Origin of the sequence: Catenulispora sp. GAS73 (assembly GCF_041262085.1) — a bacterium.
Classification (GTDB): domain Bacteria; phylum Actinomycetota; class Actinomycetes; order Streptomycetales; family Catenulisporaceae; genus Catenulispora.
In genome coordinates this window covers 19395-39148 of record NZ_JBGCCM010000010.1, presented here as the reverse complement: position 1 = coordinate 39148, position 19754 = coordinate 19395, and the positions used below count along the sequence as shown (strand labels likewise).

Sequence of the window (19754 nt, the reverse complement as noted above, 5' to 3'; positions counted from 1 at the left end):
CACAGGATGCTTACTCCGCCGTGCGAAGAATTCTCAAGCGCAGTCGCAACACAGCATCACGCCACGCTTCCGCCTTGCCAGCAGGTTGCGGTGGTGGACCAGAAAGCAGTTCGTGCAGGTGAACTCGTCGGCCTGGCGGGGGAGTACCAGGACCGTCAGTTCCTCGCCGGACAGATCGGCTCGCGGCAGATCGAGTGGTTCATTGTCGATTTCCTCCAGGTCGGCCAAGCCGCCGGCCGCCTCGGCGCGACGAGCCCTCCCGTCCTCGGTGCCGTTCTCGGCCAGGTCCTCGTCGGTTTTGCGCGGGACGTCGTAGTCGGTGGCCATGGTTCCTCCGTTTTTGTTTTTTGATTGCTCAGGGCTGCATTGGATCTACTGTCCGGTGACAAGACCCGACACCGTTTCGGCCGTCGTGCCGGTACTCATACAGCTTCGGGGACGATGCGATGAACGGTGAGGACGTCCTCGACCTCGGCCAGTTGTTCTTGCATGGCGTCGACCTTCCCGTTGAGCTCGTCTTCGTGACGGGTCAGGGACTCCAGCCGGATGCCGTGGAAGCTCGCGATGGCCAGCGTGGCCTGGCTGTTCCGGAGCACCTCGCTGAGTAGCGCTTCGATGAGCTGTTCGGACCTGTGGTTGGTGGCGGAATCGTGCTCGACCATGATCCGGTCGCGCTGGGCGGATCGGTTCTGCGCCAGAAGCAAGATCGGGCCCGTATAGGCGGCCTGCACACTGAAGAGCAGATTCAGCAGGACGAACGGGTACGGATCCCAGCGCATGGCCAGGCCGACGACATTGAGGACCACCCACAGGCCCACCGCGACGGACTGGATGATGAGGAATCGCCAAGAGCCGATCTTGTGAGCGATCCCGTCGGCGAGGCGTTCACCGCGCGTGCGATCGTCGTGGAGCTGCTGGGAGATCGGGTGTTTGAGCGGGGTGACGTCGAGGTCGGACATGGCCGCTCCTGGAGAAGAACCGGGGATGCGGCGTCGAGCCGCGGAGCCCCTCGTGCCCGGCGCAGCGAGCATGCCGCCGAGTCGGGCAGGGTGTGTCGACCGGCAAACCGGTGGCTGCCGGTCAGTCCTGTTCGTCGAGGTCGACCGGGGGAAGGTCGCGCACCTCGTCCTTCGTGCACCGGAGCTGGACCCCGCCGGCGTCGACCGCCGCCATGGCACCGATCGGGATGGCGACCCGCTTCTTGCCGCACAGGTGGCCCTCGTCCAGGAGGATGTGGGTCACCGCGTGGTCGGCGGGGTCGACGACCAGTCCCTGGACGCGGCCGATGTCGCCGTCGGTGGCGTGGACCGCTTCGCCGCGCCGCACCTGCACCTCGCCGACGGGCACGCGGTCGTAGGCGACGGGCCGCGGCTTGGACGGCAGGCCCGCCATGGAACCCGTGCCGCCGGCGCCCATGCCCAGACCATAGAACGGCCAGGCCAGGAGCTGTTCCTGCTGGTAGCCCCACTCGCCGCGCGCCCCGTTCAGGAAGTGGGTCTCCTCCGCGGGCTCAAGCCTGTCGAACTCGGCGCTCGTGCAGCCCAGGACTATGCCTCCGTCGGTCGAGCGCGCCAGACTGATCGGCACGAGCCGGCCGGTCCCCGGCTCGTGCTTCGCGTCGACGACAAGGTGGGTGAGCGTCTGGGTGACGGGGTCGACGACGACGCGCTGAAGCTCCCCGCACACCCCGTCGCCGCACTCGACCTCGCTGCCGATGGTGAAATCCATATGAATGCTCATAATCTACTTCCTGGTCTCCAAGGCGGTGGTCACCTGCCGGCCGTCATATGACTGGTCGTCGGCGAGCCGCCCGGCTCCTGCTGCCCTTCGCGCCGGGATGCAAACTGACCAGTACCTTGAGGGCCGTGCGGAAGGTCTCACCGCGAATGTCGGCAGGACTCTCAATCACTGGGCCCGCGCCCCCGGCCACCGTCATGATCGGCGCCGACCACGCCGCGCAGCCCTTCGTCCGTCCGCAGCGCTTCGTGCCGTTTCGGGATCCGCGGCGAGGGCACGAGTGAGGGCCGGAAGAGGTGGAAGCCATGAATACTCGCACCGCAGTCCGCCATCACCGTGTCAGCCGACCGAAACGCGGTCCGGGCCGCTCGGCGACGTCGTCGCATGGTCTTGAGATGCTCGCTCGGCTGGGCTTCACGGCTCGTGGCGTCGTCTACATCCTCATCGGGGTACTCGCGATCGCGATCGCCCGCGGCAAGGCCGCTCCCGAGGCCGACCGCACGGGTGCGCTGCAGGCGATCGCCGGTGAGTCCTACGGCCGGCTGGTCTTGTGGCTGCTGGTCATCGGGTTCGCCGCGATGGCGCTGTGGCGTTTCGCCCAGGCGTTGTACGGCGTGCGCGGCCGGAAAGCCCACAGCGGGACCGAGCGGGCGTTGGCATTCGGCCGTGGCGTCCTGTACGCGGTGTTCTTCGTCGGGACGCTGAAGTTCGTCCGGGACCGGCAGCTGCCGGCGTCGACCAATCAGCAGTCCCACGATTTCACCGTCCAGGCGATGACGCACACCGGAGGGCGAGTGCTGGTGGGCGTCGTCGGGGCCGTGATCGTCCTGGCTGGGCTGTACCTGATCAAGACCGGGGCCACCCGGAGCTTCGTCAAGGATCTCAACCTCTCGGGAGCCGGCAAACGGACTCGCGAAACCGTGGAGATGCTCGGGGTCGTCGGCAACGTCGCCCGAGGACTGGTGTTCGGCATGATCGGCGTCTTCCTCGTGGACGCCGCGGTGAGGTACGACGCGAGCAAGGCCAAGGGGATCGACGCCACGCTGCGCTCCTTCGCCCACACACCGCTCGGTCCGTGGCTGCTGGTAGCGGTCGCCGTCGGGTTCGTGCTGTTCGGCGGGTACTCGCTGTGTGAGGCCCGCTGGCACCGCGGCATTTAACCGGTCGAGTGCCCCGACTCGCGGTTGACGCGGTCGGCGCCGAGGATACGGCCGGTGGTTTGGTCGCAGCAGATGCGCACGAAGTTGTTGGTGGGATCAGGCAGCCAAGGATCCAGGGGCAACCGGTCGAGGCGCTCGATGACGGCCGGGTCGGTTTCGTGGCTGCACCGTCCGACCACCAGGACCGACCACCCGGTGCGGGTGCTCGGGTCGATGTGGTCGGTCTCGAAGGCCACGACCGCGCCGCGGACGGCGGCGTCCAGTTTGGATCCCGGCGCGGTGCGGAACATGATGTGGCCGCCGTCGAGGACGAAGTTCACGGGAACCACGGCGGGGAGGGCATTCTGGCTGAAGGCGATGCGGCCGACCGATGTCGACCCCAGCCGGTCCAGGCACTCTCGCTCTGACAGTTCGCCCAACGCGCGTTCATCGTGGCTCATCTCTTCATAGTGCGGAATCGTCATTCCATCGACCAGGGCCGAAAGTCCCCGGCCCGTGTGCCGGAGGACTGGGAGCCAGGCGGCGTCCGGCTGGTGCGCCACCGTGCGTGATGCTCGGCGGTCAGATAACGGCGTAGGGTTGGGTCGTCGCTCGGGACCCCGGTGGCTGTCCGCCCGCCGCCGTGACCGTGTCCCGGATCAGAAGGCATCGTGACGAAGCCTCCCCTGTCCATCTCCTCGACGAGTGCCTTGCTGCCCTGTGCGGGCACGGCACCATCGGTTCGGTCAATGATCTGATTCTCCGACGCGGGCGCTGCGGGTCTCGTGGTCGCCCGAAACCTGGTCTGCCGGCGCTCGCGCGTCGAAGGCACCGGACCCTACGCACTTTGAGGAACGTGAGTGTGTTGGTCGACATCGTTGACGATCGTCAGAACGGCTCCCCGAGTCCGCGCTCAGCGGATCTCCCCGCAACCGGAACGCCGCCCGGTCCCGATACCGGAGGCGAGGCTCCTGACAAGCGTGAGTTCGGTCTGCCGACCGCCACCGCGCTCGTCGTCGGAACGGTGATCGGCACAGGCGTGTTCGCTCTGCCCAGCGCGCTGGCGGCCTACGGCCCGATCAGCCTGGTCGCGTTCGTGCTGATCACCATCGGGGCGCTCGCGCTGGCGCTGACCTTCGGGGCGCTGTCCAAGCGCGTTCCCGGCTCCGGTGGGCCGTACGTCTACGCCCGCGACGCTTTCGGCGACTTCGCAGGCTTCCTCAACGCCTGGTCGTACTGGATCACCGCGTGGGCGGGAAACGCCGCGATCGTCGTGGCCTGGGTCGGCTACGTCGAAGTGTTCTGGAACAGCGGACACGCCAAAGCATGGTCGATCGCGATAGCGATGCTCGGCCTGTGGATCCCGGCGGTCGTCAACCTGTCCGGTGTTCGGAACTCGGGTGTCTTCCAGGTGGTCACGACGGTCCTGAAGTTCATTCCGCTGCTGTTCATGGCCACCATCGGTTTGCTGTTCATCAAGTCGCACAACTTCGGCCCGTTCAACGCCGGCGGGACCTCGGCCGGCGGTGCGATCTCCGCTGCCGCCGCGATCGCCCTGTTCAGCTATCTGGGCATCGAGACCGCGTCCGTGGCCGCCGGCCGCGTACGCAGCCCGGGGCGCAACGTCGCCCGGGCCACCGTGCTCGGCACGATCGCCTGCGCGCTGGTCTACATTCTGGGCACCGTGACCGTCTTCGGTACCGTGTCCAACGCCGCCCTGCGCAAGTCCACCGCACCGTTCACCGACTCGGCGAACGCCATCTTCGGCGGCCAGTGGGCCGGCAAGACCGTCGCGATCGCTGCGATCATCTCCGGCCTCGGTGCCCTGATCGGCTGGACGTTGATCGTGGCCGAGATGCCGATGGCCGCCGCACGCGACCGGCTGTTCCCGGCGGCGTTCGCCCGGACCCGCCGCGGTGTGCCGGCGTTCGGCATCATCAGCTCGACTGTCCTGGCCACGGTGCTGACGGTCGTCAGCTACACCCAGTTCGACAAGGTCTTCACCACACTGGTGCTCCTGTCGGTGCTCACCGCGGTCATCCCGTACCTGTTCAGTGCTGCCGCTCAGCTGTACTGGCTGCTCACCCGCGGCCGCGACGCACACTGGGCCCATCTGATCCGCGACTGCGGGGTGTCCGGGCTCGCGCTGGTCTTCACGTTCTGGTCCCTGGCCGGCAGCGGCTATCAAGCCGTCTACTACGGCCTGTTCTGCCTGCTGCTCGGGCTGCCGGTCTACATCTGGCTCAAGGTCGGACGTGACGAGTACGGCGAAAGCACGGTCATCCCCGTCGGCACCGTCGAGCTGCTGCCGGCGTCCAGCGGCGCGTCACCGCACCTCACGATCCCGGGCGAAGGACCGGCGCAGCTCGCGACCGTCGTATCAGAGCACGGACCTGACAAATCTTGAGGAGACCGCCATGCCCCACACCCTCGGAGTCCACTCCGAAGTCGGCCGGCTGCACCAGGCCGTCGTCCACCGGCCGGGACTGGAACTGAGCCGCCTGACCCCGGACAACTGCGAATCCCTGCTGTTCGACGACGTGCTGTGGGCCGCCAAGGCACGCGAGGAGCACGACACGTTCGTCCAGGTGTTGCGTGGCCACGGCGTCACAGTCCACCACTTCGACACCTTGCTCGCCGAAACGCTTGAGATCCCGGAGGCCCGGGACTTCGTCCTCAACCGCGTCTGCACCCCGGAACAAGTCGGACCCACGCTCGTGGAACCGCTGCGCCGGCTGGCCGAGGAAGCCGACGCCCCCACCCTGGCCGAGCTGTTGATCGGCGGGGTGACCCGGGCCGACCTCTCGCCGATGCGGGCGCGCAGCCTGCGCTGGCAGACACTCGAACTGGACGACTTCGTCCTGGCGCCGCTGCCCAACACGCTGTTCCAGCGCGACAACTGGGCCTGGGTCTACGGCGGCGTCACGATCAACCCGATGGCCAAGGCCGCGCGGCAGCGCGAATCCCTCCACAGCCGGGTCGTCTACCGGCACCACCCGCTGTTCGCCGACGCCGGCGCGCTCCCGGCCTACTACGGCGACGACGACGTGAGCCACCAGCCCGGCACGCTGGAAGGCGGCGACATCCACGTCCTGGGCCGGGGCGTCGTCCTCATCGGGATGGGCGAGCGCACCACCCCGATGGGGGTGGAGATCCTGGCCCGAGAGCTGTTCGGCACGCGCCAGGCCACCACCGTCATCGCCGTGCAGCTCCCCAAGTCACACGCCTTCATGCACCTGGACACCATCCTGACCATGATCGACGTCGACACCTTCGTGCGCTATCCCAACCTCGACATGCCGGCCATGAAGAGCTGGGTGATCGTCCCCGCCGACTCGTTGGAGACCTTCGAGCACGACACCGGCAGCCTGCACATCGAACACCGCGACGACCTGCTGGCCGCCATCGCCGAGGCCCTGGGCATCGAGAAGATCAGGGTCCTGTCCGCCGACGACGACAACCGCGCCGCCCAGCGCGAACAGTGGGACGACGCCAACAACTTCCTCACCGTCGCACCCGGCACAGTCGTCGGCTACGAACGCAACACCGTCACCAACGACATGCTGCGGGACAACGGCATCGAGGTCCTCAGCATCCCCGGCAGCGAACTGGGACGAGGCCGAGGCGGCGCGCGCTGCATGACGTGCCCCATCCAACGCGACGGCATCTGACAATCGTGCGTCACACCGAGAGGACCCTCCCGTGACCATCACCATGACGACCCGCCACCCCGGCAGCCTGCTCAAGGAACTCGACCTGAGCAAGGCGCGGTTCCTGGCTCTGATCGCCCACGCCGCGCAACTGAAGCAGGCCAGGGCCGCCGGCACCGAACACCCCCGGCTGACCGGCCGCACCATCGCGCTGGTCTTCGAGAAGAGCTCCACCCGCACCCGCTGCGCGTTCGAGGTCGCCGCCCACGAGCAGGGCGCCCACGTCACCTACCTCGACCCGACCGGTTCCCACATCGGCCGCGACGAGTCGATTCCCGACACCGCGCGGGTGCTGGGCCGGATGTTCGACGGCATCGAGTTCCGCGGCTACGCCCAGGACACCGCCGAGCAGCTGGCGGACCACGCCGGAGTGCCGGTGTGGAACGGCCTGACCGACTCCTGGCACCCCACCCAGATGCTCGCCGACATCCTCACCATGACCGAGCACCACCCCGGCCCGATCGAGGAGATCGCCTTCTGTTTCCTGGGCGACGGCCACAACAACGTCGCCCGCTCCTTGTTGATCACCGGTGCGCTGCTCGGCATGGACGTGCGCATCGCCGCCCCGCGCTCGCTCTGGCCGCCCGGCGAGGTCATCGCCACCGCTCAACGCCTCGCCGCGGACAGTGGCGCGCGCGTCCTGGTCACCGAGGACGTCGAGCAGGGTGTGGCCGGCGTCGACTTCGTCTACACCGACGTGTGGGTCAGCATGGGCGAGCCTTATGAGCAGTGGAGCACCCGGATCCCGACGCTGCTGCCCTACCGGGTCACCGAGAAGGTCATGCAGTCGTCGGGCAGACAGGACACGAAGTTCCTGCACTGCCTGCCCTGCGTCCACGACACCACCACCAGGCTCGGTCAGCGCCTGTTCGACCAGTACGGCCTGGACGGCGCCGAGGTCACCGACGAGGTCTTCGAGTCCGCCCGCTCGGTGGTCTTCGACCAGGCGGAGAACCGGCTGCACACCATCAAGGCGGTCATGGTCGCCGCCCTCGGGCGGGACTGACATGCGCGTCGTGGCCGCGCTCGGTGGAAACGCGCTGCTGCGCCGTGGTGAGAAGCTCGACGCCGCGGTCCAGATCGACCACATCCGGGCGGCCGCGCTGGCCCTGGCTCCGTTGGCCGTGGAGCACGAGTTGCTCATCTGCCATGGCAACGGCCCGCAGGTCGGGATGCTGTCCATGGAGAGCGAGAACGACTCGTCGCTGACCCGGCCCTACCCGCTGGACGTCCTGGTCGCCCAGACACAGGGAATGATCGGGTACTGGCTGGCCCAGTGCCTGCGCAACGCCGGGGTGGCCAAGCCCGTTCTGAGCCTGGTCACCCAGACGGTCGTCGACCCGGCTGATCCGGCCTTCGCCGACCCCACCAAGTTCGTCGGACCGGTCTACACCCTTGAGCAGGCCAAACACTTGGCTGATCGGCATGGTTGGGCCATCGCCGCCGACGGGGACGAGTGGCGGCGCGTCGTGCCCTCGCCGGCGCCGAAGCGGATCGTCGAGCAGGACTCGATCACCGGGCTTCTCCGGGATCAGGCAGTGGTCATCTGTGGAGGGGGAGGGGGAGCCCCGGTGTCCGGCGACGGCTCCGGACAGCTCCACGGCGTCGAAGCCGTGGTCGACAAGGACCTCACCTCGGCCCTGCTGGCGATCGCCGTCGAGGCCGACCGGCTGCTCGTGCTCACGGACGTCGCCGCCGTGATCAAGAACTTCGGCACACCGCAGGCAGCCCCGTTGAGGCACTTGAGTCCTCGGGACCTGGACCGGCTGGAGTTCCCCGCCGGATCCATGGGCCCCAAGATCGCCGCCTGCCGCGGCTTCGTTGAAGCCACCGGCCGGTCGGCGGCCATCGGATCGCTGGCCGAGGCGGCAGCGGTTTTGGCCGGCACTGCGGGCACCACTATCAGCGTCGACCCGGACTGACCTGCTAACGCGCCCGGCTGGTAGCCCCGCCATGAGCGCAGGGCGCCGCTACGGGCAAGTCCCGATTCCCGCTGCACGAGGAGTTGTTCGGGGTTCGGATCATGTCGTTGAAGTGAGGAGCTTCAGCCACATGATCGAGCCCGGGTGGCCAGGCCGTATCGCAGCTTTCGTCCTCGTACGCCGTGACGCTTCGGCTCAGGCGAGCGTGTCCGGGGCTGCGGCGGCCGGATACCCCAAGTCGAACACCGTGGTTCGGACAAGGGCGATGGCCTCGTCCAGCTCGCCGATCGCGGCCCGTACCCGATCGTGGATCTGTTCGCTGGCCTCCAGGGCCAGCGCGCCGTGCAGGTCCAGGCTGGCAGCGAACATGGAGTGGATCACTTTGTCGGTCAGGCCGGCGGCGATACGTTCCCGCTCGGCGTCCAGATCTCGATCGGCTGCCATCGCACCGGGCGCCGACGATTTCTCGGCCGGAACGCGGAAAGTCATGTTTGAGCCACCTTGCCGTTGAGGCAGGCAGCGCGGCGGAACCGGGACCGACGGGGTCCGGGCCTGACCGGGACTTGGCGGGGCTGCCCTTCTTTGGAGCGTCTGATTTGATCCTAGGCGCACTGTATGCGCGCTACAAGCCGCGACGGCGCGCGGGGGGCGGTCGTTGCCCCGACTGCATGACGGACCTTAGCCGTCCCGCACAGCGCACTCCCGATGGGCGATCACTTGAGGTGCCGGATCGGCCGGCGTCGACGCCGCGCCGGAGGTCCCGGGTATGCCAGGACCTATGGCACTGCTCTGATATCTGCTCTGGGTGTTGTGTTGAAGGTGAGCAGAAGGCGGATACGTCTTCTGGATAGGAGTTCCCATGAGTGAGTCCACTCGCCGTGCGCAGTTCCCGGCCATGCCGGACTTGAGCGACCTGACCGATCCGCTGCAGCAGCTGTTCGGCATCCGCCCGCAGTCGCCGTACGGCATCCGGGTCGAGACCCACTACGAGACCGACGCCTACGTCGTCCGGGGCGAGATGCCCGGCCTCGACTCGGCCGAGGACTTCGACGTCGCCGTGACCGACGGCATGCTCACTCTGCATGCTGAGCGCAACGAGCAGCAGCAGGACCGCCAGCACTCGGAGTTCCGCTACGGCGCGTACAACCGCACCGTGCGCCTCCCGGACAGTGCGAAGCCGGAGAAGGTCACCGCGAGCTACGACGACGGCATCCTGACCGTCCGGGTTCCCCTGGACAAGCCGGTGAAGGCCGCCAGCCACAAGATCAAGGTCGCGTCCGCCAAGTAGGACTGGGCATCTGTCTCACGGATCCTCGTGATGCGTGGGACAGCGGACCGCCCCGCGCTCATCACGCGCGGGGCGGTTCGCTGTGCCGCCGAACGCTGGTACCCCGCTGACGCGTCTGCGAGGTCAGCGTTCGGCGGTGCTGAAGCGTGCGGCGCGGCGTCGCAGGTTGCGAAGGTCGCGAAGGTTGCGATGCGACTTGTCGGCGCGCGTCCTGGGTGCGCCGGCGGACACGGTGCGGTAGAAGATCTTCTTGCCGATCTCGATCAGGATCAGGTACCCGACGACCATGCCGGCCAGGGCTGCGAAGTACGCAGCCGGCAGCGGCTGGAAGCCGAGTGTGTGGGCCAGTGGGGTGGCGGGGAGCACCGCGCCGACGGCGACCACGGCCAGCGCGGCGAGGGTCAGCGGCAGGCTGGGGTGGCTGCGGAAGAAGGGGATGCGCCGGGTGCGGATGGCGAAGATCACCAGGGTCTGGGTGGCCAGGGACTCCACGAACCAACCGGAGCGGAACTGGGCCGGGCCGGAGTGGAAGACCCAGAGCATGACGCCGAAGGTGAGGAAGTCGAAGACGGAGCTCAGCGGCCCGAAGTAGATCATGAAGCGGCGGATGAAGCCGATGTCCCAGTGAGAAGGGCGTCGCAGTTGCTCCTCGTCGACGTTGTCGGTGGGGATGGCCAGCTGGCTGGTGTCGTACAGCAGGTTGTTGAGCAGGATCTGCGAGGGCAGCATCGGCAGGAAGGACAGGAACAGCGACGCGCCCGCGGCCGAGGCCATGTTGCCGAAGTTGCTGGACGTGCCCATCAGGACGTACTTGATGGTGTTGGCGAAGATCCGCCGGCCTTCGGCCACGCCGTCGGCGAGCACGTCGAGGTCCTTCTCCAGCAGGATCACGTCGGCGGCGTCCTTGGCGACGTCGGTCGCCGAGTCGACCGAGATGCCGACGTCGGCGGCGTGCAGCGCCAGCGCGTCGTTCACGCCGTCGCCGAGGAACGCGACACCGCCGCCGGCCAGCCGTCGGACGTGCACGATGCGGGCCTTGTCCTCGGGACTGACGCGGGCGAACACGGTGGTGGTGGCGATCGCCGCGGCGAGCTCGGTGTCGTCGAGCTTGTCGAGGTCGGCACCGGTCAGCGCGTCGCCGCGGCCCAGCCCCAGGTCGCGGCAGACCTTCAGGGCGACGGCGGCGTTGTCGCCGGTGACGACCTTCACCGCGATGCCGAGGTCGGCCAGACGGCGCAGGGCCTGGGCCGCGTCCTGTTTGGGCGGGTCCAGGAAAACGAGGAGCCCGACGAGGGCCAGCCCGCGTTCGTCCTCGGGCGTCACCTGGCTCATTCCGCTGACGGGCCGGGTGGCCACCGCGACGACCCGGTTGCCGGCGGCGAACTCCGCGTCCAGGGCCTTCCGCGCCGCCTCCGGAACGTCGACGCACCGGTCCAGGACGCTTTCCGGGGCTCCCTTGGTCACGATGGTCGTCTGTCCCGCGCCGTCCCGGACCAGGGTCGAGGCCATCCGGCGCTCGTGGTCGAAGGGCAGCATCGCCAGGCGCGTGTAGTCGGCCAGCGCGGGGTGCAGGGCCTGCGAGGCCGGAGACTGCCAAAGGGCCTGGTCGAGTGGATTCCCGCCGACGGCGAGTCCGTCGGTCCCCGAGTTCTCCGTGCACAGCAGCCCCCAGCGAAGCACGGCCTCTCGGTCTGCTGCCGCGTCGTCGCCGGGGTCGGCGGAAATGGCGTGCTCGTAATCGATCTTCCCGGCGGTGAGGGTGCCGGTCTTGTCGGTGAACAGGACGTCTATGTCGCCGAGGTCCTCGATGCACACCAGGCGCTTGACCAGGACCTTGCGTCGGCTCATCCGGTGCGATCCGGCGGCCAGGGAGGTGGATACGACCGCGGGCAGCAGTTGCGGGGTGATGCCGACCGCGATCGCCAGGGAGAACAGCAGCGCGTCGATGATCGGCTTGTGCAGCACCACGTTCATCACGAAGATCGTCGTGGTCAGCGCGCCGGCGACGTACACCAGCAGCATCGAGAACTTCCGCAGCCCGACCTGGAACTCGGTGTCCAGGGGATGCGTGTCCAGGCCTGCGGCGATCTTGCCGAACTCGGTGTGCGGCCCGGTGGCCACCACGAGCCCGGTGGCGCTCCCGGCGTGGACCACGGTGCCCATCAACGCGCACCCGGACAGCTCTGCCAACGTGGTGCCCGCGGGAACCGGGTCGGTGTGCTTGTCGGTGGGCAGCGATTCACCGGTCAGGACCGACTCGTCGCACTCCAGGCCGGTGACGGCCAGCAGCCGCAGATCGGCCGGGACGACGTCGCCGAGCCGCAGCTCGACGACGTCACCGGGCACCAGGGTGGTGACGTCCACCGCGGTCGGCTTCCCGTCGCGCACGACCACGGTGTCGTGGTGGATCTGGGAGTGCAGTGCCTCGGCGGCCTTCTCGGCCCGGTATTCGTTGACGAACCCCAGCCCGACCGACACGGCGACGATCACGCCGATGATGACGGCGTCGCTGCGCTCGCCGACCAGGAAGGACACAGCGGCGGCGGCCGTCAGCAACCCGAGCAGCGGTGAGCGCAGCTGGTGCCAGAGCACTGACAGCATGCGGGCCTTGTGCGAGGTGACCGCGTTGGGGCCGTACTCGGCCTGCCGCCGACCGGCCTCTTCGCTCGGCAGGCCTTGCTCGGCGGTCACGCCGAGCCCGCGCAGAACGTCCGCCGTGGGCATGGCGGCAGCGGAGGCTGCTTCGTGGACGGAAGCGGTCGGCTGCGACAGGGCGGCGGCCGTCATCTGCTGACGCCCGTCTGTGCGTTGCGCGCGGCGGAGCGCGGCCAGGCGCGGAAGCGATCGCCGAGGTTGTGACAGCTCACTGATCTAGCTTCGCTGTCGTGGCAGGCGGAGCCTGGGCACCACGAGCCGCCGCCGTCTCGTGGGCCAGGAACGATCCGAGTTCGCCGATGGTGCTCATCAAAGGTGCGGGGAAGACGACGGTGGTGTTCTTGTCGACGCCGATCTCCACGAGACTCTGCAGGTTGCGCAGCTGAAGCGCCAGCGGGTGGTTCATCATGATGTCGGCTGCGGCGCCCAGGGCGTCGGCGGCCAGCGCCTCACCCTCGGCGTTGATGATCTTCGCCCTCTTCTCCCGCTCGGCCTCGGCCTGCTTGGCCATCGCCCGCTTCATGCTGTCGGGGAGTTGGATGTCCTTGAGTTCGACGAGGGTGACCACGACGCCCCATTCGATGGTGGCGACGTCCAGGATCTCGCGGATGTTCACGTTGATCCGGTCGGTCTCGGACAGGGTCTCGTCCAGCGTGTGCTGGCCGACGACCTTGCGCAGCGTCGTCTGGGCGATCTGGTCGATCGCGGCGTGGACGTTCTCGATCGCCACGACCGACTTCACAGCGTCGACGACGCGGAAGTAGGCCACGGCGGACACGTCGACGCTGACGTTGTCGCGGGTGATGATGCCCTGGGACTGGATCGGCATGGTGACGATCCGCAGCGACACCCGGTGCAGGATGTCGATGAACGGGACGATGAGGATCAGCCCGGCCTCCTTGACGCCTTTGACCCGGCCGAGTCGGAACATGACTCCCTGCTCGTACTGCTTGACGACCTTGACGGCCAGCCAGAGGTAGAGCACTGCCACGACGACGATGATGACGACGATCCATGCGAACACCATGATGGGATTCCTTACTGCGCGAGGGAAAGCGCCGGACCGGGAGTCGCGGAGGCGGCGGGTTCGCTCCTGCCGCGACGGGCCCGGCGGACGAGTTCGTCCACGCCCCAGACGATGAAGGGGAACGGGGCGATGACGGCCAGCTGTGCCGGGCTCAGGGCCGCGGTTCCGAAGATGTGTTGCAGCGGCGGCGTGTAGACGACGGCCGCGGTGAAGACCAGCTCGAAAGCGATGCCCCACAGCAGCAGTGGGTTGGACCACAGGCCGATGGTGAACAGGGAGGCCCGGTCTGTCCGGGAGGCGAAGGCGGTGCCTATCTGGCAGGAGACGATGCCCGCGAAGGTGATCGTCGTGGCCTGGAGGTAGGCGTGGTGCAGCGGGGTGCCGCCTCCGGTCGGGTCGCCGGAATGCCAGCCGGCCCGCCACAGCGTGAAGAAGAACGCCCCCATCACCAGCGCCGCCGAGATCGATCCGAGCAGGGCCCAGGCGCGCAGGAGCAGTACCCGGTCGATGACGCCCGCGGTGCGCGGCCTGGGCGGCCGGCTCATCAGTCCGGGTTCGGCCGGCTCGCGGCCCAGGGCCAGAGCCGGGAGCGTCTCGGTGCCCAGGTCGACCGCGAGGATCTGCAGCACGCTCAACGGCAGCGGGATCGCGCCGCCGGACAGAGCGAACACCAGGAACGGCACCACTTCCGGGACCGCGTGGGCGAAGATGTAGAGCACGAATTTGCGGACGTTGTCGAACACCCGCCGCCCGGCGTCGACCGCGACGACGATGGTGGCGAAGTGGTCGTCGGTCAGGACCATCGTCGCGGCCTCCCGGGCGACGTCGGTCCCGGACCTGCCCATCGCCACGCCGATGTCCGCGTGCCGCAGCGCCGGGGCGTCGTTGACGCCGTCGCCGGTCATCGCCACGACCTCGCCACGGGCTCGCAGCGCCGCACAGATCCGGAGCTTGGCCTCCGGGGACGCGCGCGCGAACACGATCTCGCCGGCCTCGGCGAGCACCGCGTCCAGCTCGGCATCGGTCAGCCGGTCCAGCTCCGGCCCGGCCACGATCCGGCCGTCCCGGCCGCCGATACCGACCTGCCGGGCGATCGCAGCCGCCGTCGGGCCGTAGTCGCCGGTGATGACATGGATCCGCATCCCGGCCCCATGGGCCTGGACCACCGCTTCGGCGACCCCGGCGCGCGGCGGGTCGGCCATCGCGACCAGTCCGATCAGGGTGAGCCCGGACTCGGCGTCCTCGCGCTTGACCGGGACGGTCCGGCCGGCGTCGACCGTGCGACTGGCGACCGCCAAGACTCTGAGGCCGCCGGCCGCGTAGCGATCCATGGCCTGCTGCAATTCGGCTCTCGCCGGATCGTCCAGCGGACGCTCTGTGCCCTGCGGGTCGAGCAGTCGCGTGCAGCACGGCAGGATCGTCTCCAGCGCACCTTTCGTGTGGACGGCGGCCGTCGCACCGTCCCCATCGATGGTCGACATCCGCTTCAAGCGTGCGTCGAAGTGGAATATCGCGCGCCGGGAGGCCTTTCGTTCGGCGGGATCGACGGCGACGCCGAGTTCGTCGGCCAGCCTCAGGAGGGCGAGTTCGGTCGGATCGCCGGTGCCTTTCGGCTGGGTGTCGCTGGGAGCCTCGGCGGTTGTGCACGCCGCCGCGGCCCGGGTGAGTGCCAGGGCCCGCGGATCGTCGACCGGAGTCGTGGCGTCGAGTTCGGCACCGGTCAGCCAGAGCTTGGTGACGCGCATCCGGTTCTCGGTCAGGGTTCCGGTCTTGTCGGTGCAGATCACGGTGGTCGATCCGAGCGTCTCCACCGAGGACAGCCGCTTGACGACGGCACCCTTTCGCGCGAGTTCGCGTACTCCGGCGGCCAGCGCCAGGGTGATGGTCGGGAGCAGCCCCTCGGGCACGTTGGCGACGATCAGCCCGATCGAGAAGCTGATCGCCGCGCTCCAGCCCAGGCCGGCGGCGAGCCCGGCGGGCAGGAAGGCGGCTCCCATCACGACCGCGACGAGCGCGATGATCCAGGTCGCACGGCGCACCTGGGTCTCCAAAGGGCTCCGCTCGGTGGTCCCGCGCTGGGACAGGGCGGCGATCCGCCCGAGCTCGGTGTGCATGCCGGTTCGGGTCACCACGGCGGTCGCCTCGCCGCCGGTACAGGTGGAGCCGCTGAAGACCAGGTCGTGTGCCTCCAGCAGAGAACCGGGCACTTCCGTCGGCTGCCTGGAACGGCTCACCGGCTCCGATTCGCCGGTCAGCGACGACAGGTCCAGCAGGACGTCCCCGTCGATGATTCGCGCGTCCGCGCTGACCCGGTCCCCTTCGGCGACGACCAGCACGTCGCCGGGGACCAGGTCCCGGGCCTGGATCTCGCCGCGTACTCCGTCGCGCACGACTTTCGTCGTCGCGGGCAGGAACGCGGCCAGGGCCTCCACCGCGCGCTCGGCCTGCATCTCCTGAACGAACGCGAATCCGGCGTTGAGCAGGATCACGGCCACGACGGCGACGGACAGCGCCGGCGTGCCACCGGCCCACGCCAGCACCGCCGCGACCGCCAACAGGATCGCCAACGGCTGGGTGAACTGATCGAGCAGCTCCCGGGGCCACCGCCGACCGCCGCGCCGGGTGAGCTCGTTCGCGCCGTACACCAGGCGCCGCCGGGCGGTCTCCCGTTCCGACAGTCCCTTCGGCGAGGTGTGCAGATCCCGGTACAGCTCTGCCAGCGGTTGACGTTCGTCGACGGTTTCGGCGGTGTCGGCGTCGTTCGGCGACCCGGGACTTTCGACGGGTGCTGTGTCGGTGGCGGTCATCGTCGTCTCTCCTCAGCCCCGCCGACTTCGCGGAGCCATCGGCCGCGCGCTTATCGCGGCGAGGCGGCCAGTAGGGCGTGGGCGCGGTCGCTGTGCGTCGCGGCCACCAGGACCTCGAAGCGGCTCGGAACGATGGCGCTGCGGGAGGTGAAGTCGCGGCGGCCGGCGATCAGGCCGTAGCTGACGGCCGCGTAGCAGCCGCCGAAGATCACGCCCCAGACCAGACCGAAGAGCAGTGCGCGGCCGAAGGACACCGTGGTCAGGATGTCGATGAGCAGCCCGACGAACAGCCCGAACCACGCCCCGGAGCCGATGCCGCCGATCAGCGCGCGCGGCCAGGTCAACCGGCCGGTGACGTGTTCCACCATGCGCAGGTCGTTGCCGATGATCTCGGTCGTCTCGACCTCGAACTGCTGGTCGGCGAGACGCTCGATCACGCTCTGCGCCTGCGCGTAGGTCGGGTACGAACCCAGCGACACCTGGTCGCCCGATGCCGCCGCGATGGTGATCCGCATGCTTGCCGATGTCGCGGTGTTCATCAGGACTGGCTCCAGGCGTCATCGGTGTTCGGGATGTGCGCTGCGGCGGTCTCGACGACCTCGGCTCCGGTCTGCCGTGCCTGGTTCATGGCCCGCAGCAGGGCTGTCTTCGAGCACGGCGATCCGTCGACTCCGACGACGATGCGGTGTTCTCGGTCTGTGGTCTGGTCTGTGGTCTGGTCTGTGGTCTGGTCTGGCATGGCAACCTCCGTGATGGGGTGTCGCGGTCGCCTGGTGACCGCTGCGCTGATGGGCCGGGTTGCTTGGTGGAGCGTTTGTCGACGGCCCGGACGCCGACCACAGGGAGCCGCGACAGGAGGCGGCGAAAAGCTGACGGTGGGTGATCTGCTCGGTCGGAGCCCGCGAGTCTCGTGGGCGGCACGTCATCGGCGGCGGGTGGACAGCCACCGGGGACCAGAGCGACATGTCGAGCCTACGCTCGTTCTGGACGAATGAGCGCGCTGTCCGTCTTCGGCTGTGCCTGGGTCATGAACCCATCGTGTCCGCCGCACCGCTGCCGGCAGCAGGGCCGAACGCCCCTGATCGGCTGGGCTGATCAGCAGGGATCCGCCCGCGGCAGACCTGACCGGTCCGCCGATCCCGGAGACAGAGGGTAGCCGGCTCCGATTCGTACGTTTGGTCTGTGCGGACTGGGCATGCATGGGCGGAGGAGACCGGCCCGGGCAGCTGCCCGGTGTCGTCCACGAGGCATCAGCTTCTCGCCTCGGCCGGGCACCGGGCCCGGAGAGACGACCAGGCCGGCAGACGCCGCCAGGCCGGACAACTCAAGGAGTGCAAGCTATGGACCGCGAGGAGCTCGAAGGTGTCCTGGCCCACGAGATGAGCCACATCAAGCACTACGACACCCGGCTGCTGCTCGTTGTCGGTACCCTGATCGGCCTGGCGGCGCTGCTCGCCGGGCTCGTCTGGCGCAGTGCGTTCTTCATGCGGTCCCGCGGCCGCGACGGTGCCCAGCTGATGCTGCTGGTCTTCGCCGCCGGTGCGCTGCTGTCCGTCGTCGGATTCCTGCTCGGCCCGCTGATCCGCCTGGCGCTGTCCCGGCGCCGGGAGTCCCTGGCAGACGCCAGCGGCGTGGAACTGTCCCGCAACCCCGCCGGACTGCTCAGCGCCCTGCGCAAACTCCAAGCCAACGACATCCCGCTGGCACACACCAACCACGCCACCGCCGCGATGTGCATCGACGGCCCGCTCCAACACCGCACCGGCCGGGTGCACCGTCTGTTCGACACCCACCCGCCGATCGCCGAGCGCATCTCTGTCCTGGAAAGGATGCAGCAAGGCCTCACTGTGTAGGCCCGTCGAAGCAGTCCGCACACGCACCGCCCATGAAGGAGACCGCCATGAACCGCACCGTCGTCGTCGGCTACGACCACACCGCGCCCAGCGAGCGTGCACTGGCAGAGGCCACCCGCGAGGCTGCGACACGAGACAGCGTGCTGCGAATCGTCCACGCCTACCAGTGGCCGGTCGCGGGCCGGCTGTTCTCGCAGCCCGAGATGTCCCAAGAGGCGTGCCACGAGGCCGCCGAGGTTCTGCTGGAAGCGGCCGCGAACGGCGTCCGCGCCGCCCATCCGGAGATCGACGTCCAGACCCGCGCCGTCGCCGGATACGCGGCCGCGGCGCTGGTCGAGGCCTGTCGTGACGCCGAACTGCTGGTCGTCGGCAACCGCGGCACCGGCGGGTTCGACGGACTGATGGTCGGCTCGGTGTCGCTGCGGGCGCTGGCCGGGGTCGTCTGTCCGGTCATCATGGTCCGCGGCGACGAACGCCCGGCCCGCAGCGCGGTGCTGGCCGCCGTCGACCTCGCCGGGCCCTGCGACCGGATCTTCGACTTCGCCTTCACCCTGGCCGCACGGCGCGGGGCCGCGCTGACCGTGGCGCATGTCTGGGACGAGCCGTGGTTTCTGCCCTACAACGAAGGCGACAGCGCCTTCGAGAACACCGCGAAGGTCAAGGACGAGTGGGCCATCCGCCTGGAAGCCGTGGTCCAGCCGTGGCGGTCCAAGTACTCCGACGTGGCCGTCACCGAGCTCATCGGCGCCGGCCCGGCCGGTGCCGAGCTCGTCGAGGCCTCCAAGGGCTTCGATCTGCTCGTGGTCGGAGCCCAGCGCCACGGCGGCAACCTGCACGGCATGCGGATCGGGCCGGTCGCGCACACCGCGCTGCACCACGCCGAGTGCCCCGTCGCAGTGGTACCGCTCGACTGATGTCTGTCGCGCCGGACGAGGAATGAGCGTCGTCACATCATGGGGAGTGCTTTCAAAGGGCGGGAGAGGATCATGACCATCCTCAACGGCGGCGCGGCCGTCGTCCGGAAGCGCCTTGTCCGGCGACGCCGGCCATCAGCGCGGACCTTCCGCCGGTCGGGAAACCTCGGCCTGGAATCGTGCGGCCTCCAAGTCCCGGTGGGCTTGGCGGCCAAGTCGCCGACACTGCTGGCCGTCGCCGTGGAGGACCTGTGCTGGCGGCTTGAGATGGACGCCTGGCGTTCGCGGCGGCCCAGGCCGTGGCAGCTGCGGCGCCGCGCCGCCTGGCGGGCTGAGCGAACGGCGTTCACCGCCAGGGAGCAAGGCCTGAGAGCCGTGGCGAACCAGGAGTTGGCCGACCTGTGAACAGGCCGGGAAGGCCGAGGCGGGGGTCTCAGCAGCGCAAACCCCGGACCGGACCGAAGCGGTGGCTGAGCTCGTCCCGGGAGATCCGCTCGACGAGCAAGGGGACGAAGTCACGGATCCGCGCGGTCGTGAAGCTCGCCGTCACTCGGGTGACGACGCCGTCGACCTCGGACCGGCTGCGGTCGCCGAACACCGTCCGGAGCCTTTCGCAGACCTGTGTGATGGCATGGTCCTCGCGATTCTGCCGAATTGACACGGTCATCTTGTGAGCCCTCTCATCGAGCGTTGCGGGAGCCG

At 68.9% G+C, this 19754-nt stretch carries 19 protein-coding genes and 1 pseudogene; 9 read left to right on the top strand and 11 right to left on the bottom strand.

Annotated elements, in window-relative coordinates; all coding sequences use genetic code 11:
• Positions 1–33: 33 nt before the first annotated feature.
• The 3 genes from ABH935_RS16835 to ABH935_RS16825 form a co-directional block, all read right to left on the bottom strand.
• A complete protein-coding gene (locus tag ABH935_RS16835) occupies positions 34–327 on the bottom strand; it encodes a DUF4193 domain-containing protein (RefSeq protein WP_370378824.1) in 294 nt (97 codons plus the stop codon).
• A 95-nt stretch (positions 328–422) separates the two neighbouring features.
• Positions 423–959 (bottom strand): DUF1003 domain-containing protein, encoded by a 537-nt coding sequence (locus ABH935_RS16830; RefSeq protein ID WP_370378823.1) that lies wholly within the window; start codon positions 957–959, stop codon positions 423–425.
• A gap of 121 nt (positions 960–1080) precedes the next feature.
• Positions 1081–1740 (bottom strand): PRC-barrel domain-containing protein, encoded by a 660-nt coding sequence (locus tag ABH935_RS16825; RefSeq protein ID WP_370378822.1) that lies wholly within the window; start codon positions 1738–1740, stop codon positions 1081–1083.
• A 392-nt stretch (positions 1741–2132) separates the two neighbouring features.
• On the opposite strand from ABH935_RS16825, the gene ABH935_RS16820 reads away from it, so the two are divergent.
• A complete protein-coding gene (locus tag ABH935_RS16820; protein ID WP_370378821.1) occupies positions 2133–2897 on the top strand; it encodes a DUF1206 domain-containing protein in 765 nt (254 codons plus the stop codon).
• Here the strand turns inward: ABH935_RS16820 and ABH935_RS16815 are convergent.
• The gene (locus ABH935_RS16815) at positions 2894–3337 is read right to left on the bottom strand and encodes a pyridoxamine 5'-phosphate oxidase family protein (protein WP_370378820.1); all 444 of its coding nucleotides are present in this window, start codon (positions 3335–3337) and stop codon (positions 2894–2896) included. The two genes, ABH935_RS16820 and ABH935_RS16815, sit on opposite strands and share 4 nt — an antisense overlap.
• Positions 3338–3867: 530 nt before the next feature.
• Here ABH935_RS16815 and ABH935_RS16810 point away from each other — a divergent pair.
• Genes ABH935_RS16810 through ABH935_RS16795 form a run of 4 tightly spaced genes read left to right on the top strand, consistent with a single transcriptional unit; the run spans position 3868 to position 8508 of the window.
• A complete protein-coding gene (locus ABH935_RS16810; protein WP_370379004.1) occupies positions 3868–5283 on the top strand; it encodes an amino acid permease in 1416 nt (471 codons plus the stop codon).
• Positions 5284–5293: 10 nt separating this feature from the next.
• Positions 5294–6547 (top strand): arginine deiminase, encoded by a 1254-nt coding sequence (locus ABH935_RS16805; protein WP_370378819.1) that lies wholly within the window; start codon positions 5294–5296, stop codon positions 6545–6547.
• Between the two features lie 31 nt (positions 6548–6578).
• Positions 6579–7592, top strand: coding sequence for an ornithine carbamoyltransferase (argF, locus tag ABH935_RS16800; RefSeq protein ID WP_370378818.1), 1014 nt, complete (start codon positions 6579–6581; stop codon positions 7590–7592).
• A 1-nt stretch (position 7593) separates the two neighbouring features.
• Complete coding sequence (locus tag ABH935_RS16795; RefSeq protein WP_370378817.1) at positions 7594–8508, top strand: carbamate kinase; 915 nt, start codon at positions 7594–7596, stop codon at positions 8506–8508.
• Between the two features lie 195 nt (positions 8509–8703).
• On the opposite strand, the gene ABH935_RS16790 is transcribed toward ABH935_RS16795, so the two are convergent.
• Positions 8704–8997 carry a histidine kinase gene (locus ABH935_RS16790; RefSeq protein WP_370378816.1) on the bottom strand — a complete coding sequence of 98 codons (294 nt, stop codon included), beginning with the start codon at positions 8995–8997 and terminating at the stop codon, positions 8704–8706.
• A 370-nt stretch (positions 8998–9367) separates the two neighbouring features.
• Between ABH935_RS16790 and ABH935_RS16785 the strand changes: the two genes are divergently transcribed.
• A complete protein-coding gene (locus tag ABH935_RS16785) occupies positions 9368–9796 on the top strand; it encodes an Hsp20/alpha crystallin family protein (protein ID WP_370378815.1) in 429 nt (142 codons plus the stop codon).
• 123 nt (positions 9797–9919) lie between these two features.
• On the opposite strand, the gene mgtA is transcribed toward ABH935_RS16785, so the two are convergent.
• The 5 genes from mgtA to ABH935_RS16760 all read right to left on the bottom strand — a co-directional run bounded on the left by mgtA (position 9920) and on the right by ABH935_RS16760 (position 17024).
• The gene (gene mgtA, locus ABH935_RS16780; RefSeq protein ID WP_370378814.1) at positions 9920–12583 is read right to left on the bottom strand and encodes a magnesium-translocating P-type ATPase; all 2664 of its coding nucleotides are present in this window, start codon (positions 12581–12583) and stop codon (positions 9920–9922) included.
• A 76-nt stretch (positions 12584–12659) separates the two neighbouring features.
• Positions 12660–13478 carry a slipin family protein gene (locus ABH935_RS16775; RefSeq protein WP_370378813.1) on the bottom strand — a complete coding sequence of 273 codons (819 nt, stop codon included), beginning with the start codon at positions 13476–13478 and terminating at the stop codon, positions 12660–12662.
• 11 nt (positions 13479–13489) lie between these two features.
• Complete coding sequence (locus tag ABH935_RS16770) at positions 13490–16285, bottom strand: cation-translocating P-type ATPase (RefSeq protein WP_370378812.1); 2796 nt, start codon at positions 16283–16285, stop codon at positions 13490–13492.
• Between the two features lie 50 nt (positions 16286–16335).
• Complete coding sequence (locus ABH935_RS16765; protein ID WP_370378811.1) at positions 16336–16824, bottom strand: general stress protein; 489 nt, start codon at positions 16822–16824, stop codon at positions 16336–16338.
• A complete protein-coding gene (locus ABH935_RS16760; protein WP_370378810.1) occupies positions 16824–17024 on the bottom strand; it encodes a universal stress protein in 201 nt (66 codons plus the stop codon). The genes ABH935_RS16765 and ABH935_RS16760 overlap by 1 nt, the downstream gene beginning before the upstream one ends.
• Positions 17025–17607: 583 nt before the next feature.
• Here ABH935_RS16760 and ABH935_RS16755 point away from each other — a divergent pair.
• The 3 genes and pseudogenes from ABH935_RS16755 to ABH935_RS16745 form a co-directional block, all read left to right on the top strand.
• Positions 17608–18138: pseudogene (locus ABH935_RS16755) on the top strand (M48 family metalloprotease); the annotation flags it as partial.
• Positions 18139–18185: 47 nt separating this feature from the next.
• Positions 18186–19052 (top strand): universal stress protein, encoded by an 867-nt coding sequence (locus ABH935_RS16750; protein ID WP_370378809.1) that lies wholly within the window; start codon positions 18186–18188, stop codon positions 19050–19052.
• Between the two features lie 72 nt (positions 19053–19124).
• On the top strand, positions 19125–19457 hold the full coding sequence (locus tag ABH935_RS16745) for a hypothetical protein (RefSeq protein ID WP_370378808.1): 333 nt from the start codon (positions 19125–19127) through the stop codon (positions 19455–19457).
• Between the two features lie 28 nt (positions 19458–19485).
• Here ABH935_RS16745 and ABH935_RS16740 read toward each other — a convergent pair whose 3' ends face one another.
• Positions 19486–19719, bottom strand: coding sequence for a three-helix bundle dimerization domain-containing protein (locus tag ABH935_RS16740; protein WP_370378807.1), 234 nt, complete (start codon positions 19717–19719; stop codon positions 19486–19488).
• Between the last annotated feature and the right edge of the window lie 35 nt (positions 19720–19754).